Origin of the sequence: Actinokineospora globicatena, from assembly GCF_024171945.1 — a bacterium.
Classification (GTDB): domain Bacteria; phylum Actinomycetota; class Actinomycetes; order Mycobacteriales; family Pseudonocardiaceae; genus Actinokineospora; species Actinokineospora globicatena.
Genome location: NZ_JAMTCR010000002.1, coordinates 2,439,849 through 2,456,441, shown reverse-complemented (window position 1 = coordinate 2,456,441; position 16,593 = coordinate 2,439,849). Strand labels below are relative to the sequence as shown.

The 16,593-nt window shown below is 69.4% G+C and carries 13 protein-coding genes; 1 reads left to right on the top strand and 12 read right to left on the bottom strand.

Going from position 1 to position 16,593, the window contains the following annotated elements; all coding sequences use genetic code 11:
- Positions 1 to 489: 489 nt before the first annotated feature.
- Positions 490 to 756 carry a helix-turn-helix domain-containing protein gene (locus LV79_RS11055; protein WP_253834752.1) on the bottom strand — a complete coding sequence of 89 codons (267 nt, stop codon included), beginning with the start codon at positions 754 to 756 and terminating at the stop codon, positions 490 to 492.
- A gap of 46 nt (positions 757 to 802) precedes the next feature.
- Here LV79_RS11055 and map point away from each other — a divergent pair, with 46 nt between their 5' ends.
- Positions 803 to 1,567 (top strand): type I methionyl aminopeptidase, encoded by a 765-nt coding sequence (gene map, locus LV79_RS11050; protein WP_253834751.1) that lies wholly within the window; start codon positions 803 to 805, stop codon positions 1,565 to 1,567.
- A 33-nt stretch (positions 1,568 to 1,600) separates the two neighbouring features.
- On the opposite strand, the gene LV79_RS11045 is transcribed toward map, so the two are convergent.
- From LV79_RS11045 to LV79_RS10995, 11 genes are all read right to left on the bottom strand, one after another.
- Positions 1,601 to 3,370, bottom strand: a complete 1,770-nt coding sequence (locus LV79_RS11045; protein ID WP_253834745.1) for a DUF262 domain-containing protein — start codon at positions 3,368 to 3,370, stop codon at positions 1,601 to 1,603.
- A gap of 230 nt (positions 3,371 to 3,600) precedes the next feature.
- A complete protein-coding gene (locus LV79_RS11040) occupies positions 3,601 to 3,807 on the bottom strand; it encodes an FmdB family zinc ribbon protein (RefSeq protein WP_253834743.1) in 207 nt (68 codons plus the stop codon).
- A 13-nt stretch (positions 3,808 to 3,820) separates the two neighbouring features.
- Positions 3,821 to 5,602 carry a 3-hydroxyacyl-CoA dehydrogenase family protein gene (locus LV79_RS11035; RefSeq protein ID WP_253834741.1) on the bottom strand — a complete coding sequence of 594 codons (1,782 nt, stop codon included), beginning with the start codon at positions 5,600 to 5,602 and terminating at the stop codon, positions 3,821 to 3,823.
- 480 nt (positions 5,603 to 6,082) lie between these two features.
- Entirely contained in the window at positions 6,083 to 7,060 is a 978-nt protein-coding gene (locus LV79_RS11030; RefSeq protein WP_253834739.1) for a DUF3558 family protein, read from the bottom strand.
- Between the two features lie 45 nt (positions 7,061 to 7,105).
- Complete coding sequence (locus LV79_RS11025; protein WP_253834737.1) at positions 7,106 to 7,357, bottom strand: hypothetical protein; 252 nt, start codon at positions 7,355 to 7,357, stop codon at positions 7,106 to 7,108.
- 10 nt (positions 7,358 to 7,367) lie between these two features.
- Complete coding sequence (locus LV79_RS11020) at positions 7,368 to 9,056, bottom strand: sodium:solute symporter family protein (protein WP_253834735.1); 1,689 nt, start codon at positions 9,054 to 9,056, stop codon at positions 7,368 to 7,370.
- 165 nt (positions 9,057 to 9,221) lie between these two features.
- A complete protein-coding gene (locus tag LV79_RS11015; protein WP_253834733.1) occupies positions 9,222 to 10,511 on the bottom strand; it encodes a UDP-glucose dehydrogenase family protein in 1,290 nt (429 codons plus the stop codon).
- A 22-nt stretch (positions 10,512 to 10,533) separates the two neighbouring features.
- Positions 10,534 to 11,757, bottom strand: coding sequence for an MFS transporter (locus tag LV79_RS11010; protein WP_253834731.1), 1,224 nt, complete (start codon positions 11,755 to 11,757; stop codon positions 10,534 to 10,536).
- Between the two features lie 104 nt (positions 11,758 to 11,861).
- The gene (gene asnB / locus LV79_RS11005) at positions 11,862 to 13,667 is read right to left on the bottom strand and encodes an asparagine synthase (glutamine-hydrolyzing) (RefSeq protein ID WP_253834729.1); all 1,806 of its coding nucleotides are present in this window, start codon (positions 13,665 to 13,667) and stop codon (positions 11,862 to 11,864) included.
- Between the two features lie 82 nt (positions 13,668 to 13,749).
- Positions 13,750 to 15,558, bottom strand: a complete 1,809-nt coding sequence (locus LV79_RS11000) for an NAD-dependent epimerase/dehydratase family protein (protein WP_253834728.1) — start codon at positions 15,556 to 15,558, stop codon at positions 13,750 to 13,752.
- Entirely contained in the window at positions 15,558 to 16,340 is a 783-nt protein-coding gene (locus LV79_RS10995) for a phytanoyl-CoA dioxygenase family protein (protein WP_253834726.1), read from the bottom strand. Before LV79_RS10995 ends, LV79_RS11000 begins: the two co-directional genes overlap by 1 nt.
- Positions 16,341 to 16,593: the final 253 nt, after the last annotated feature.

The following is a 16,593-nucleotide window of genomic DNA, read 5'->3' as shown; positions in this document are numbered from 1 at the left end:
TAATCACGACCACCTCAGATCCCCCAATTGGCCTCCGCAGGCCGCCCGCCCTGCTCACTCGACAACCAACTCGGAAACAGTGCCCCTGGCCGCCACTCTGATGGTCGCCGCGGACTTACGACTAGCGCTCGATTCGCGGGCGGTGCGCTCTGGTGACTGTGGCGTGGCACTTGCGCGCAGCGGAGCGGGCAATCCTCAGCGGGATAGGCACTGGAACACGGGATGAGTCCCAGATCGCAGCGACAAGGGTTCGAACCAGCATCGCCAGTCCCGACCTTGGCCACCCTTCCCCATCGACGTGGTCAAACCCGAAGACATCGGTTAGGCATGTCGCTAGTGGCTGGGCATCTGGGCGGGCGGCATGAGTCGCGATCGGTCTGCGGAAGGTGCGCCATTTGCCGAGGTGGGTGGCGACCGCCGCCGCGTGCCGCTCGCCGAGGGAGTCACGCACGGAGCCCGTCGCCGCGAGCGATCGAGGCGAAGGCCCGCCTAGGCGGAGAGCTTGCCGGGTTCCTCGGGGACCGTCTGGGCGATCAGGTCGGCCAAGGGCAGGTCCACCGCTCCCGCGATGGCGGCGACGGTGAAGAACGCAGGGGTCGGGACGCGGCCGCGTTCGATTTTGCGGAGGGTTTCCACTGAGATGCCTGCCGCGGCGGCTACCTCGACCATGCTGCGGGGGCCGCGGGCGGAGCGGAGGAGGGCGCCGAGGAGTTCGCCGCGGAGGCGTTCGTCGTCGCTCAGTGGGGGGCGGACCATGGGGTCGATACTAGCGCGGGATAGGTATACCGGTATAGTTATCCGCATGATCGAGCTGAAGACGGCGGCCGAGGTGGCCGCGATGCGGGTGGCGGGGCGGGTTGTGGCGACGGCGCTGGAGCGGGTGTGGAAGGCCGCCGAGGTGGGGGTCACGCTGCTGGAGCTGGACGAGGTGGCGCGGGAGGTGCTGGCCGAGCACGGCGCCGGGTCGTCGTTCCTGGACTACCAGCCGGGCTTCGCGCCGACGCCGTTCCCCGCGGTGCTGTGCACGTCGGTCAACGACGCGATCGTGCACGGCATCCCCGACGGGACCCGCCTGCGCGACGGCGACCTGCTGAGCATCGACTTCGGCGCGCACGTCAACGGCTGGCACGGCGACTCGGCGCGCTCGTTCGTGGTCGGCACGCCCGACCCGGCGGACCTGCTGCTGATCGAGACCGCCGAACGCGCGCTGGCGGCCGCGATCGCGGTGGCCATCCCCGGCAACCGCCTCGGCGACATCGGCCACGCCGTCGCAACCGTTGCGCGTGGCGGCGGCTACGGCATCCCGGGCGACTTCGGTGGCCACGGCATCGGTCGGGAAATGCACGAAGCGCCCTCGGTCCCCAACGAAGCCCGCCCCGGCCGCGGTTTGCGATTGCGCCCGGGCATGGTGCTCGCCATCGAACCCATGCTGCACGCGGGCGGCGACGACTACACAACGGACCCCGACGGCTGGACCTTGCGCACCACCGACGGCCGCCGCGCCGCCCACGTGGAACACACCGTGGCCATCACCGACGACGGCCCCCAAGTGCTCACAGCCCTCTGACCGTCGGGTTCCCCAGACCAGCCCGAAAGACGGCTACTCGGTGTCGATCTGCGCGTCCTTACCCATGGCCTTCCCGACGAGAGCAAGCAGCGCCCCCTGCCGAGCCTTCATCGCGGCGGCGAAATCGTCGCCGCGCAGGTCCGTCGCCGAGATCAGGTGCGACCCCACGTTCCGGTCGATCTGCTCGGGCGTGGCATCCGCGGGCTTGGCCAATCCGCGCAGGTAGGCAGACGGGGCCCGGCCGCCGATGAGGCGGTTGGTGCGAGCGGTCAGCGGCGTCTTGTTGAGGATGGAGTTGTAGTCGGCGCGGTCGATTCCCTGCTTCTCGCACCACGCCTTGGGGAACACGTGGTGGATGTCGACCGCGTTGTCGAAGTAGTTCTCGTTGGACATGTCGGAACCGGTGGCCCAGTCCACCGGCCCAACCTGGAGCAGCAGCGCGTAGAGGCCCTTGTAGGCAGCGGAACCGCGAGTGCGCAACGAGTGCAGGCGACTGGAGAAGAACTGGGCGTCCTGCACGGTGCGCGGCTCGCCGCCCTGCCCCGTCACCCAGGCGACGACCTCCGGAACGTCGTGCGCGAAGCGGGTCTCGGTGGTTCCGCTGTAGAGCTCGCCGAACACCCCGGACCAGTACCAGCGGGAGATCTTCTCCCGCGCACCGACGGTCTCGGCCTTGGTGCCGAGCAGGGCGAAGATCGCGGCCATCGGGATGAGCTGGCTCCCGTAGGGCAGGAACCGCATGTCGAAGATGCGCTGCGAGTGCAGGAACTGCGCCGCCGACCTGAGCCCGTCGCTCACCGCGGGCGCCCACTTGCGGTACTCCGGCAGCGTGAGGTTGAGCATGTCCGCCCGCCGGCAACCGATGCGCGCGGCGGTGACCTCGTCCCGGCCGGACTCCAGCGCGGCCTGGCGGCGCTCGTGCGTGGCCAGCAGGGTCACCGCCTGGAGGAAGTCGGTGTTGGCGACCTCGGTGAGGATCCGGTACTGGCCGCCCGCCCACCGCGACCGGCGGTCGTCCCAGTCCTGGCGGAGGGCGAAGTCGTCGGCGGCGAAGGTGGCGGTCAGCAACTCGAACACGGTCAGGGTGACCCCGCCGGTGTTGACCTTCTCGAAGACCTGGCACACCGCCTGGCGGGGGGTGCTCTTGCCCAGCTCGATCACCGGCAACTGGTACTGCTCGAACCGCTTGACCACGGTCTCGTGGAACCTGCCCCAGAACTTCAGGTTGTCCGACTGCCGCCCGGACTCGTGCTGGGCGAATCCCATCATCCACTGCATCGTGTCGAACACGGCCGTGCAGGGGAACATGCGGTTCGTGTACTCGCGCTCGGGTGTAGATAGGTCCAACAGCGCTTGTCTGCGGAAGTCCACGCGGACCTTCGTCTCGGGGACGAAGACCACGGCCTCTTCGCGGTCACCGTCGCTGAAGAGGGCTTTCTCCATATCGATGTAGAACCAGCCGCGCGCCTCGTCGTGGGTCTGCACCGGCGCGTCGCGGAAAAGCGACTGGTAGAGCGAGGTCAACCGCTGCTGGCCGTCCAGGATCAGCCGATCGGGAACGACACCCGCCTGCGGTGCTCCTTCGACCGACCTGGTCTTGAAGCGGACGTCGCCACCCTGCTTCAGCATCATCACGGTGCCCGCCGGGTAGCCCAACGAGATCGAGGCGATCAGACTGGCGATGTTGCGGTCGGGCCACACCCAACCGCGCTGGAAGTCGGGGAGTTGCGCCTCGCCGCTGTCGACCTGGGTGAGCAGGTCTTTCAGGAATTCCTTCTCGATGCCCAAGGCCTCGACGCCCATGGTGGACCAACCCCGTTTCGCTGTGCTGTCGAGGGCTGTATCGCGCGGTGGGCGCAAAGGTTTCTCCCACACCCGCGTCAACAATGTGAGCCGCTGTCACATAATTGGCGCGGGTAGGCGAGTCCCATTTAGCAGAACCAGCGCCGCGGTCGGGAGCCGCGACGGCCGGTACTCACCTACCAACCCGACAGGCACTCACGGCGCGCACCCCGGCCACACACGCCAGCGCGCTAGCTGCAGCAACCCCCGCCGCAGCAGCCGCCGCCCGCAGGGGGTGCGCCCGCGCCGGAACGGCCCGACAGGCCCGCCATGGTGAGCAGCTTGACGGTGTCGGCGTGGCCGTCGGGGCAGGGGGCCGGGTCGTTGGCGGCGATCATGGGGCGGTTGACGTCGTAGGTGGCGCCGCACTCGCGGCAGCGGAACTCGTAGGTGGGCACGGCGCCATTATCCTCACCGGCTGTAGTCGCGGAAACCCTTCCCGGTTTTGCGGCCGAGCCGACCGGCGGTCACCAGGTGCTCCAGCAGCGGAGCGGGCGCGTAGCCGGACTCGTGGAACTCGTTGTAGAGGGTCCGCTCGATGGCCAGCGACACGTCCAGGCCGACCACGTCGAGCAGCTCGAACGGCCCCATCGGCAGCCCGCAGCCGACCTTCATCGCGGTGTCGATGTCGTCGGCGTCGGCGTAGTGCGCCTCCAGCATCCGCACCGCGTCGTTGAGGTACGGGAACAGCAGGGCGTTGACGATGAACCCGGCCCGGTCGCCGCAGTGCACCGGGTGCTTGCCCACGCGCAGGCACAGCGCCCTGGCGGTGGCCACGACGTCGGCGCCCGTGGAGATCGTCTCGACGACCTCCACCAGCTTCATCACCGGCGCCGGGTTGAAGAAGTGCAGCCCGATGACATCCTGCGGGCGGCTGGTCGCGGCCGCGCACTCGATGACCGGCAGCGACGACGTCGTGGTCGCCAGGATCGCGCCGGGCTTGACCGCCTCGTCCAACGCCCGGAAAACGGCTTGCTTGACCGAAAGCTCCTCGGCCACCGCTTCGATCACCAAGTCGCAAGTGGACAATTCGGCGAAGTCGACCACAGGGCTGACGCGCGCCAACACAGCGTCTCGGTCCTCTTCGGACAGTCTACCCTTGGCGACTTGACGATCCAGCGACTTGCGAACTTTGCCGATTGCCGCCTCCGCCTTCTCGGCCGACCTCGCGCGGAGAACAACGGAGAAACCCTTGCGGGCGAACACTTCCACGATCCCGGTCGCCATGGTGCCGGTGCCGACGACCCCGACCAGGCGCACGTCCCGAACGCCGGTCGTGTCGTCGGACGAGGCCGCGGGGGTCTGGCCGTCGGGGACAACTGTGGGCGAGTCCGGACCGTCGTAGGTGTAGAAACCGCGCCCGCTCTTGCGACCCAGGAGACCGGCGGTGATCATCTGCTTGAGGATCGGCGTCGGGGCGTGCAACCGGTTGCGCGACTGCGCGTACATCGTCTCCAGGATCTCGTACGCGGTGTCGAGCCCGATGAGATCCAGTAGCGCCAACGGTCCCATGGGATAGCCGCAGCCGAAGCGCATGGCGGCGTCCAGGTCCTCGCGGGTGGCGTAGCGCGACTCGTACATCGCCACGGCGTGGTTGAGGTAGCCGAACAGCAGCGCGTTGGCGATGAACCCGGCGCGGTCGCCGATGACCACCGGTTCCTTGCCCAGCCGCCGGGTGAACGCGACCACGTCGGCGACCACGTCCGGCTCGGTGACCACGGTGCGCACGACCTCGGTCAGCCGCTGCACCGGCGCCGGGTTGAAGAAGTGCAGCCCGACGACCTTCCCCGGGCGTCCCGTGTGGACACTGATCTGGGTGATCGACAGCGCCGAGGTGTTCGACGCCAGCACCACGTCCGGCGCCACGACCCGGTCCAACTCCGCGAACACGCGCGCCTTGAGCCCCAACGACTCCGGCACGGCCTCGATCACCAGGTCGGCGTCGGCGAGGTCGGCCAGGTCGGTTCCATAGCTGACGAGGTCCAGCAAGCCCTGCCGAGCGTCGTCGTCAAGCTTCCCCTTGGCGACCGCCCGCGCCGTGGAGTGCTCGACATGCCCCCTCCCCCGCTCCACCCCCGCGGCGTCGAGGTCCACCGCCACCACCCGAATCCCGCTGCGCGCCACCACCTCGGCGATCCCGGCCCCCATCGTGCCCAACCCCACCACGCCGACGACTGCGATCTCCCGCGCCACACCGACCTCCGCGCTCGCGTCCCGCGTTGCTACCTGCCGGTAACATCTGGCCCGATGATGCCACGCCCCAATCCCGCCACACCGTGAACTACACCACTGAACCGGTTCCGCCCCACCCGCTCACGCCGCCCCAGGCCCCCCGCCACCACGGCAGTCGTGATGCAGGTCACCCGTCACCGACCGCCCCGGGCCAGCCCCCTCGCTCGCTCACGGCGCCCGCCGACCAAGATCAACTCGCGTGGTGGGGCCCTCCCTCCCGGGGTCTGAGGTCCCACGTTCGAGCCTAGCGAAAACGGGCACTTGTCAAGAGGGGCGGCGAGGAGCTGTGGATGGCTTAAGGGGTTGTGGATAACTGCGGCTGCTAGGGAGCCGGGCGTGCGCCAGTGTCGTGGGCCGAGCAGCGAGAACCACCACCGGGGACACGCGGCGAGAACCGGCAGGCGGCAATGACCGGCGCCGGGCGGGCAGCAACAACCAGGCTTAGCGCTTGGGGAGGCGGGGGATGAGGGCCTTGGCGACGGTCTGGAGCTTGGCGCAGGGGTCCTCCCCTGCCACCTTGCCCGAGTACCGGCTGTAGTCCAGGGCGATGACCTCGGCGCGTTCCTCGTCCTCCGGGAAGGTCGCGTGGGACCAGTCGATGCGGCAGCGGGAGCCGTCGTCGTCGGGTTTTTGCTGGGCGGTGACGCCGTCGCCGAGGTTGACCGGGGTGGTGCCTGCGGCTTCGGCGACGGTGTCCGGGCGCGCACCGATGCGGAAGGTGAGCATGAACGACACACCGTCGCCGTTCCAGGCGCACGCGTGCGCGCCGGAGGGGCGTTTGCGGGACTTCTCGCCGACGAGGGTGGCGACGACGGTGTCCGAGACAAGGGTGCACGGTTCCAGGTCGACCAGCGTGTTCTTCGCCAGTTCGAGCTTCGGCGCGTCCTTGCGGATGCGGGCCAGCGCGGACTCCAGCAACGCGCGCCCCGGTGTGCACAGGTCACCCTTGTTCCGGCGCCCGGCCTGCACCGTGATGCCGCGGTTCGGGTTGGTGTCGGTGATCGCGGTGAGGAAGCACGCGGTCTTGTCGTCCAATTCGGACTCGACGTAGGGCAGTCCGGCGATCTCGGCGCCCGCGTCGGGTTGACCGATGGTGAGGTCACCGATGCTCAGCGTGAGGTTGAGCTCGTCGCCGTTCTTGTCCTTCATGTAGTTCGAGCACTGCGAGTAGTCCCGCAGCCTGCTCTGCGCGGGCTGGCCGAGCGGCTTGAGCGCGGCGTCGTCCATGAGCGCGCACGGATTGATCCGGCGCAGTTCCTCCGGGTCGAGCGTGCCGGTGGGCACCGGCGCCTTGAAGCCGGAGGTCGCGGGCACGGTACTGCGCGCCGACGTGGACTTGGCCAGGTCGACCGACGTGCCGCAGCCCGCGACGAGCACCAGGGCCGCACCGGCCACGATCAGAGATAAGGAACCCCGCACGGTCCAACGGTAACCACCGGCGGCCAGGACCGTGCGGGGAACCGGTCAAGCGTCCTGATCGGACTCCGGCTCGGGCACGGTCAGCGGTCGGACGCGCACCCAGAGTGCGAACAGCAGCGCCACGCCGAGCATCCCGATGCCCATCCACAGGTTCACGTTCGTCCCGGCCGCCTTGTCCAGGTCCTCCTGCGTGGTGAACGCGATCCCCAGCACGGTCAGCACGAACCCGTACACCGCGAACAGCAGCGCCAGCACGCTGCGCAGGTCGAACAGGCCCGCGGCCCGCTTCTCAGCCATGTCCCGCTCCTCACCAGAAGACGATGTTGAGGGCCACCGTCACGACCAGCACCCCGGCCGCGAGCACCCCGGGTTTGCGGTACCAGCCCGCGTTCTCGCCGGTGTCGTCGTGGCGGAGCTGGTCGCGCGGGGTCAGCGACCACACCAGGCCGACCAGCTCGGAGTCCGGCTTGGGCCTGGTCGCCAACGACACCAGCACGCTGACCACGATGTCGACCACGAACGCGGCGCTGGCGGCGACGAAACTGGCGCCCTGGCCCGCGAGGTTCAGCACGTCGTTGCGGTTGAGCACGTCCACGGTGATCGCCGACGCCGTGCCCGCGATCAGGCCGAGACCACCGGCCAGCGGGGTCATCCGCTTCCAGAACATGCCGAGCAGGAAGGTCGCGAACAGCGGCGCGTTGAAGAAGCCGAACAGGGTCTGCAGGTAGTCCATGATGTTGGTGAAGTTGCTGGCGATGAACGCCGTGCCGATCGCCACCAGGCAGCCCAGCGCGGTGACCACCCGGCCGACCTTGAGGTAGTAGGCGTCCGGCTTGTCCTTGCGGACGTAGGCCTGCCACAGGTCGTAGGTGAACACGGTGTTGAACGAGCTGACGTTGGCCGCCATGCCCGCCATGAACGCCGCCAGCAGACCGGTGATCGCGATGCCGAGCATGCCGTTGGGCAGCAGGTCGCGGATCAGCAGCAGGATCGCGTTGTTGTAGGTGACCCCGGTGTCCTGGCCCTGCTTGAACGCCGCCAGCTCCGGCACCAGCACCGCGGCGATCATGCCGGGGATGATGATGATCAGCGCGATGAACGTCTTCGGGTACGCGCCGATCAGCGGGGTGCGCCTGGCCGCCGACATGCTCTTGGCCGACATCGCCCGCTGCACCTCGGCGAAGTTCGTCGTCCAGTAGCCGAAGGAGAGCACGAAGCCGAGCCCGAACACGATGCCGAGCACGCTCAACGTGGCGTTGCCGATACCGGTGAGGTTCATGCCCGGCCACGAGTTCAGCTGCTCGGACGCGGTGTCGGGCGAGGCGGCGGTGATCTTGGCGACCAGCCCGTCCCAGCCGCCGACCTTGTGCAGTCCCACGAAAGTCAGCGGCAGCAACATGGCCACGATGACGAAGAACTGCATGACCTCGTTGTAGACAGCGGCCTTCAACCCGCCGAGCGAGGTGTACGCCAGCACGATGACCGCCGCGACCACCACGCTGAGCCACAACGGCCAGCCGAGCAGCAGGTTGACCACCGTGGCCAGCGCGAACAGGTTCACGCCCGCGATGAGCACCTGGGCCGCGGCGAAGCTGAGCCCGTTGACCAGGTGCGCGAACTTCCCGAAGCGCCGCAGAAGGAACTCGGGGACGCTGCGCACCTTCGAGCCGTAGTAGAACGGCATCATCACCAGACCGAGGAACACCATCGCCGGGATGGCACCGATCCAGTAGTAGTGCATCGTCGGGATCCCGTACTGGGCCCCGTTCGCCGTCATCCCGAAGATCTCCACCGCGCCCAGGTTCGCCGAGATGAACGCCAACCCGGTCACCCACGCGGGCAACGACCGCCCGGACAGGAAGAAGTCGAGGCTGCTCGACACCGACCGCCGCGCCAACGCCCCGATCCCCAGCACGACGACGAAGTACACACCCAGCAACACGTAGTCGATCGGAGCCGCGTCCAACCGCAAGTCGGCATCCGCGAGAAGGTGCACGCCAACCACCACCCAGTCACCTCGCTGTGATCACCGGGACAGCATGAACCCCCTCAGCCCCCACCGCACGACGAACTCCTATCGTGTCCGATTCACCCGATTTCGCCCACCGCCCTCTGGTTGACGGCCTCCCAGTACACCGCCAACCAGGGGTGTCGGAGGGGGTCAGACCAGGGCGGGGCGGCCGAGGGCTCGGTAGGTCCAGCCTGCGGTTCGCCAGTGGGTGGGGTTCAGGGCGTTTCGGGCGTCCACAATGGAGGAGGTCACCCCGAGAGAGGCCGGGTCGAGGTCGACGAACTCCTGCCACTCGGTCAGTAGTAGCACCACGTCCGCCCCCCGAACCGCGTCCAGCACCGAGGGCGCGTACCCCAGGACCGGGTACGCCTTCCGGGCGTTGTCCAGCGCGGCCGGGTCGTACACCGAGACCGACCCGCCCTCCCGGTGGATCGCCAGGGCGACGTCCAGCGCGGGCGAGTCACGGATGTCGTCCGAGTTCGGCTTGAAGGCGGCCCCCAGCACCCCCACCGTGCGGCCCGCGAATGAGCCACCGACCAGCTCGCGGGCCAGGTCGACGGCGCGGTGTCGGCGTCGGGTGTTGATGGCGTCGACCTCGCGCAGGAAAGTGAGCGGTACGCCCAGTTCGTCGGCGCGGGCGGCGAACGCACGGATGTCCTTGGGGAGGCAGCCGCCGCCGAAGCCCAGGCCGGAGCCGAGGAAGCGGCGGCCGATGCGGGTGTCGTAGCCCAGCGCCTCCGAGAGCTGGACGACGTCCGCACCGGCCACCTCGCACACCTCCGCCATCGCGTTGATGTAGGAGATCTTCGTGGCCAGGAAAGCGTTTGCGGCCACCTTGACCAGCTCCGCAGTCGCGTAGTCCGTCACCACAGTAGGCACGTCCCCCAGCGGCGCGTACACCTCCCGCAGCACCCGTTCGGCCGAGTCGGACGCGACCCCCAGCACGATCCGGTCGGGGTGCAGCGTGTCCTCGACCGCGAAGCCCTCGCGCAGGAACTCCGGGTTCCACGCGAGCTCCACATGCGACGGTAAACCCGAGGCCAGCCGCCGCGCCGTGCCCACCGGCACCGTCGACTTGCCCACCACCAGGCTCGGCCGCGTCAACCACGGCGTCAGAGCGGCGACCGCCGAGTCCACTTGCGACACGTCAGCGGCGGACCCACCGGCCCGCTGCGGCGTCCCCAGGCACAGGAAGTGGACATCGCCGAACTCCCCCGCCTCCTGGTACGACGTGGTGAACCGCAGCTTGCCCGACTCCAGACCCGCCTTCAGCAGGTCACCGAGGCCCTCCTCGTAGATGGGCAGTGTCCCCTGGTTGAGCCCGCGGACCTTGTCGACGTCGATGTCCAGGCCGAGGACCTCGTACCCGAGCGCGGCCATGCACGCGGCGTGCGTGATGCCGAGGTAGCCGGTCCCGATCACTGTCATGCGGTAGCGCATCGTTGTCCCCCTTGCGGATGGCCTATCCGGGCACCCGCCGCAACCGGCGGATGGGCGCGGTCGCCAGGAGTGCGACGGCGCACCCCAGGCCCGCGATCGTGGCGACGAAGAGCAGTTGGTGCACGCCGAACAGCGCGCTGGCCGGTCCGGCGAGGACCTGGCCGAGCGGCACGGCGAGGATGGAGCCCGCGATCTCGTAGGCGGCGACCCGGTTGAGCTTGTCCTCCGGGATCTGCGTCTGCACGGTGGTCGCCCACTGCACACCCCAGAACGCCCAGCCGATCCCGCTGATCGCGTACAGCAGCAACAGCAGCGGCACCGACGGGACGAGCGCGGCGCCCAGCGGCATGAGCGGGAACAGGAACATCGCGATCCCGCCGCCGAACAACGGCCTGGCCGGGCGCAGCTTGATGGCGACGAGACCACCGAGGATGCTGCCCGCGCCGAACGCCGCCTCGGCGTAGCCGAAGACCGCCTTGCCGTGCTCACCGATGATCGACGCGGCGCCCAGCGGGTGGATCGGCCCCCAGACGGTGACCCCCAGGACCCACCAGATCAGGATGACCGCCCACAGCCACGACCGGGACCGGAACTCCTGCCAGCCCGACTTCAGGTTCTGCAGCGTCGACTCCGAGCGGTCCACCTCGAAGCGGGGGATCTTCAACAGCAGTAGGCAGATACCGCTGATCGCGAAGGTCGCCGCGTCCACCGCGAACGCCCAGCCCACCGAGAAACTCGCGACGAGCACACCGGCCAACGCCGGGCCGAGCATGGTCGCGAGGCCTTGGCTGACCCGCAGAACCCCATTGGCCTGGTGCGGATCGGACGCGACCTGCGGCACCATGCTGGTCAACCCCGGCTGGAACATCGCGGTCGCGACCCCGCCGAGCAGGGACGCCAGGACGATGAACCACAGCGGCGGGTGGCCCAGCCACAGGTACACCGCCAGCGCGGACTGCAGCGCGCAGCGCACCGCGTCGGCGCCGATCATCTGCGGCAACGGGTGGAACCGGTCGGCGAACACCCCGCCGAACACGACGAACAGCGCGAAAGCGCCCATCCAGGCGCCGAGGGCGAGCCCGACGCCGGTGACCCCGTAGCCGAGGCCGAGCACCGCGACCGACATCGACACCGGGATCATCATGTCGCCCAGCATGGAGACGATCCGCGCGACGAAGTACAGCGCGAAGTTCGACGTCCACAGCCGGGTCCGGCTGGTCTCGGTGGTGGTGACGGGTGTGGCCATGCGGGCCCCCTTCGGATCGGGCTGGTACCGGCAACCGCGGTGGAAGCCTAGGAGGTCGGCGGTGTCGGGTCGGTGGAGTTTCCCGGCCCGACACCGGATGCGGCTCAGATGGCCAGTCGGACACCGTAGCCGCGCAACCAACTCTCCAGTTGCAGTGCGGTTTCCAGCGCGGCCCGGCTGACCCCGTCGGCCAGCGCGTCCGCTCCCCGCGTGCGCACGGATTCCTTGAGCGCCGAGGAGATCAGCGGTGCGATCAGGCTGTCCGGCGCGCGGACGACGTCCGCGAGCCGCTCCCGCAACACCTGGTCGTACGCACCCGCGCGCAGGTTCGGGTACGGGGTCTTGACACGCATCGACACCGACTCCGGCAGCAGCCCGTTCATGGCCGCTCGCAACAGGCTCTTCTCTCGTCCATCGAATCTCTTGATGGCCCAAGGGATGTTGAACGTGTACTCGACCAGTCGTGGGTCGGCGAACGGGACGCGGATGTCGAGCCCGGCCGCCATGCCGAGCCGGTCCAGGCGGTCGAACAGGACGCGGGCGTGCCGGGTGAGCGCGAGGTAGGTGACCTCCCGGTACCGCGCCTCGGTCGGGTCGTCGATGGCCGAGTGGGCATCGAGTTCGGCGACGGCGGCGCTGTGCCGGTCCCGCTCGTGGCTGCCCAGGTCCAATGTGGTCAGCAGGCCGTGGTCGAAGATGGTGTCGTAGCCGGTGAACCTCGGGCGGCCCTCCTCGACCCACGGGAAGGTGCTGGTGGCGACCCACTGCGGCAACCGGTTCCAGTTGTAGCCGCCGAACACGTCATCGCCCAGCTCACCGGAGAACGCCAGGGGAGCGTGCTCGCGGGCGACTCCGAACAGCAGGCTCAACGACGCGTACTGGTCACCCTTGTTGATCGGTACGTCGTAGGCCTCCAGGACCCTGGCGCGCAACGCCGGGTCGAGCAAGTCCAAACCGGACAGCGAGATCTCGCTGTGGTCGGCGCCGACGTGGTCGGCCATGAGCCGTGCGTAGATGTGGTCCTCGTTGCCGTCCGCCGCGCCCGCGCCGGGGTCCTGGTCGTTGACCGCGAGGGACCGCACCGCGCCCCACCCCCGGTCAGCGGAGACCTGGGCGGCGAGGGCGGTGAGCGAGCTGGAGTCCAACCCGCCGGACAGCAACGAGATCGGCACCTGGTCCGCCGACATGTGCTGCGCGACGGCTACCTCCAGCAGGTCCCGCACGGTGGCGATGGTCTGCTCCTGGGAGTCGGTGTGCTCACCGATCCGCAGTTGCCAGTACCGCCGCTCGGACGTGCCGGATCGTCTAATTCGGACAACTCCGCCCGGCAGCACTTCCCGCATCCCGCTGAAGAACGCCTGACCGGGGACCCGAGCCACCGACAGGATGTCGCGCAGTCCGACGGCGTCCACCTCGGGCTGGAAGTCGGGGTGCGCGAGGATCGCCTTGGGCTCGGAGCCGAACAGCACCCCGGAGGCGATCTCGGCGTAGAACAACGGCTTGACGCCCATGCGGTCGCGGACCAGCAGCAACTCCTCGCGCCGCGCGTCCCACACCGCGATGGCGTAGGTGCCGTGGACGTGCTCGGCGAACTCCGGGCCCCACACCTGGTAGGCCCGCAGCAGCACCTCGCCGACCGTGCCCGCGACCCCGAGGCGGGTGCGCAGTTCGGGCACGTTGTGGACGTCGCCCGCGTAGGTCACCGCCGCTTGGGCGCCAGAGCTGTCGGTGACGGCGACGGGCAGGTGCTCGCCCCCGCTGCGGCGGTGGCCGAGGGCGACGCGCTCGGCGCACCACAGGCCAGCGCCTTCGGGCCCGCGGCCCGCCAGGGTGTCGGTCATGGCGGTCGGGATGGCGCGCTCCCGCGCCACGTCCCGGGCGAAGTCGACCCAACCTGCGATTCCGGACATATCTGCTCGCTCCAGGGGTGAGTGGGGGTGCGGTGGCCGCGCGCGGTCCGAGGCGCGCGGCCACCGCGGATCGGGACAGCGCCTAGCTCGGGACGTGGTAGTCGCCGTGGATATCGCAGGCGTACCACTGGGCCAGTGCGCGCATCGCCTCCTGGACCGGGTGGGTCGGTCGCCAGTCCAGTTCGGACTCGACCAGCGCGGTGGACATGGTCCAGCGCTGGAGGTCGGGGTTCTCGGCCTGCTCCCACGGCGTGCGACGGGAGACCTCGGCGAGCAGACCCGCCAGTTCCTCCTCGCCGTGGGTGGCCGTCGAGACGTTGTAGACCGGCTGGGTCGGCGGGTTTGTCAGTACTGTGTGGACGACGTTGGCGAGGTCGCGGTAGTCGAGGATCTGGTGCACGCCACGCGCGTCCAGGGTCAACGGGCGGCGAGTCCAGGCCAGGTGCACCCACTCCAGCGACGGGGTGCCCTCAGGGGCGAACGGGCCGACCGGGTCGGCGATGCGCAGCACCTGCACGGGGACGCCGATGCGTTCGCCCCAGTGCCGGACCTGCTGCTCCTCCAGCCACCACGACCGGGCGACGGCGTCCGCCGGTTCCGCCGTGATGCTGTCCTCGGTGAGGTTCTCCGCCACGCTACCCCGGTAGACGGCAGCCGAGCTGAGGTAGACGACCCGCCGAACGCCAGCTTCCTCGGCGGCTGCGAGGATCTCGCCCACGGGCACGACTGGACGTCCGATGTGGACCAGATAGTCCGCGCCAGTGGGATTGCCGTAGTCAGCTCGATGGCCCTCGTCAGCGATGTACCGGGCGAGCTGGCGACCGAAGTCGACACCGCCCCCCGTAACGGCGATCACGCTGTCCCTGGCGGGCAAGGCAACGGGCTCGGCCGACCTGCCTCGCTTGTAGGCGGCCAATGCGAGGTCGCGCACGACGGGGGCGAGCGTCAGCAGTTCCTCGGCGGTGTAGTCCTCGCACAAACCGCCTGGCCCCAAGGTGTCCATGACGGCGACCGCGGCGACGGGGTCCGGCTCGGGGGCATCGGCCGTGACCACCCCCAGCGCGTACCCGGTCAACCAGACCGCGCGGCTGATCCGCTCGGACAGGTCGGACTCGACGACCGCGCGGTCGGCCAGGCACTGGTCGAGCAGGCCGACGCGGGCCAGGTACCGGTCGGTCTCCAGGAACTCCCACTCCGCGCCGCGCTGGACGGCCGTGCGCGCCTCGCCGTATTGGTAGAACGGCACGACCGGGAACCGGGGAGCGCGGTCGGTCGTGGATTCCTTGATGGTCGGCGTGAACCAGGTGGCCTGCCGGAACCCGTGGTAGCTGTTGCCCGCGAGGCTGGGCAGGTCGTCGTGCTGGACCGTGCTCGGCGTGCAGAACCGGACCGGGACGCCCTGGTCGTTGAGGAACCGCTGGATGACCACGTCATAGGGCCAGCCGTCGCCGTGCTCGCGCTGGAACCGCTCGTAGCCGCGTGCCAGCTCGGCCGGGAGCATCAATGCCTGGCACGGCACGTGCTCCTGCAAGGTGTACGCCCACTCGACACCGGTGAGCGCCGCTAATCGCGCCACCGCACCGTTGCGCGCCTCCCAGCCGCCGTAGAAGGCGACCGCCTCGTCCGGGAAGGCCGCGGCCGCGCGCTCGGCGTGGTCGTAGAACCCGTCGGCGAGCACCACGTCGTCCTGCAGCACCACGTGGTGGGTGGCGTCCTCGGGGACGCACGACCACGACAGCGGAGCAACGCGCAACGCGGTCGGCTTGCCTTCCGGCTCGGGATCGAGAATCACGGCGATCCGGCCCTGGACGTCGGCATCGGCGATGACCTGGGCTTCCGTGAGCCGCTTGGGGTGCGTCATGACCGCACCGCTGAGCTTGACCGTGGTCATCAGGCCCCCGTCTCGTCGGCGCCGGCGTTGCGGACCTTGCGTTCGTTGCGCTTGAGGCCGTGGTCGGCCCCCTGGCGCCGCTCCAGCTCGATCATCGCGGCGGGGCGGTAGTTGAGGATGTACGCGCGGCGCACGCCATCGGTGGTGTTGCCGCGCGACGAGTGCAACGTGCCGCCCGTGTGCGCAACGCCGTGACCAGCGGGCAACGGCACCGCGGTGGCACCGGGCTCGGTCTCCGACGCGTCGGTCTGGATGTTCTTGCCGTCGCTGGTGGGCCGGTGCGGGCGCAGCGGCTCGCGGTGCGACCCGGCGATGTACCACATGCACCCGTTGTCCAGGTCCGCGTCGTCGAGCGCGACCCAGATGGACACCGCGCGGGTGTCGGGCAGGTCGATCCAGTAGGCGGCGTCCTGGTGCCACGGCGTCGGCGTCGCCGAGTGCGGCGCCTTGTGGATCAGCATGTCGAAGTCGAGCCGCGCGTCCTCGCCGATCAGCCCGCGCGCCACGGCCAACGCCCTCGCGTGCAGCGGCAGGTCGGCCAGCGGCGGGTGCAGCGCGGACGGCCACATGATCTGGGTGATGTTCTCCACCACCCCGTCGCGGCGCGGGGCGTGCGACCCGAGGTCGGACCGCTTCTCACCGCTGTCGATGTCGCCGCGCAGGAATCGGTCGTAGATGTCACGGTAGGACTCGACCTCCGCGGCGGAGAGCAGTTCGCCGGTCGAGGCGAAACCATCGCGCTCGAACACCTGCGTTCGAGTCAGGGAAGTGCTCGCAGTCACAACCATACCCTTTCCCCAGGTAGTCCCGTCCCGACCGGGGCAGCACACGGCCAGGACGGGGAAAGCGAATCCAGTGCCTTGTCGCGCATTAGGAGAACACCGGTAAAACGTGCGGCAAACCGGTCACAATGCCGGAATTCCGCCACCGCCCAGCGGATGAGAGGTCAGACCTCCCAGGTCACAGGCGGTCGACAGCGCGGATCAGGACAATTCGATGATCGCGGAAATCACCGCGCACGGGCACCTCGCACCG

What these genes read in the sequence shown, in the direction of transcription:
- LV79_RS11025 (WP_253834737.1), bottom strand. Translation starts at nt 7,357, where the DNA reads ATGGCTGAGAAGCGGGCCGCGGGCCTGTTCGACCTGCGCAGCGTGCTG.
- asnB (WP_253834729.1), bottom strand. Translation starts at nt 13,667, where the DNA reads ATGTCCGGAATCGCAGGTTGGGTCGACTTCGCCCGGGACGTGGCGCGG.
- LV79_RS11010 (WP_253834731.1), bottom strand. Translation starts at nt 11,757, where the DNA reads ATGGCCACACCCGTCACCACCACCGAGACCAGCCGGACCCGGCTGTGG.
- LV79_RS11045 (WP_253834745.1), bottom strand. Translation starts at nt 3,370, where the DNA reads ATGGGCGTCGAGGCCTTGGGCATCGAGAAGGAATTCCTGAAAGACCTG.
- map (WP_253834751.1), top strand. Translation starts at nt 803, where the DNA reads ATGATCGAGCTGAAGACGGCGGCCGAGGTGGCCGCGATGCGGGTGGCG.
- LV79_RS11000 (WP_253834728.1), bottom strand. Translation starts at nt 15,558, where the DNA reads ATGACCACGGTCAAGCTCAGCGGTGCGGTCATGACGCACCCCAAGCGG.
- LV79_RS11055 (WP_253834752.1), bottom strand. Translation starts at nt 756, where the DNA reads ATGGTCCGCCCCCCACTGAGCGACGACGAACGCCTCCGCGGCGAACTC.
- LV79_RS11015 (WP_253834733.1), bottom strand. Translation starts at nt 10,511, where the DNA reads ATGCGCTACCGCATGACAGTGATCGGGACCGGCTACCTCGGCATCACG.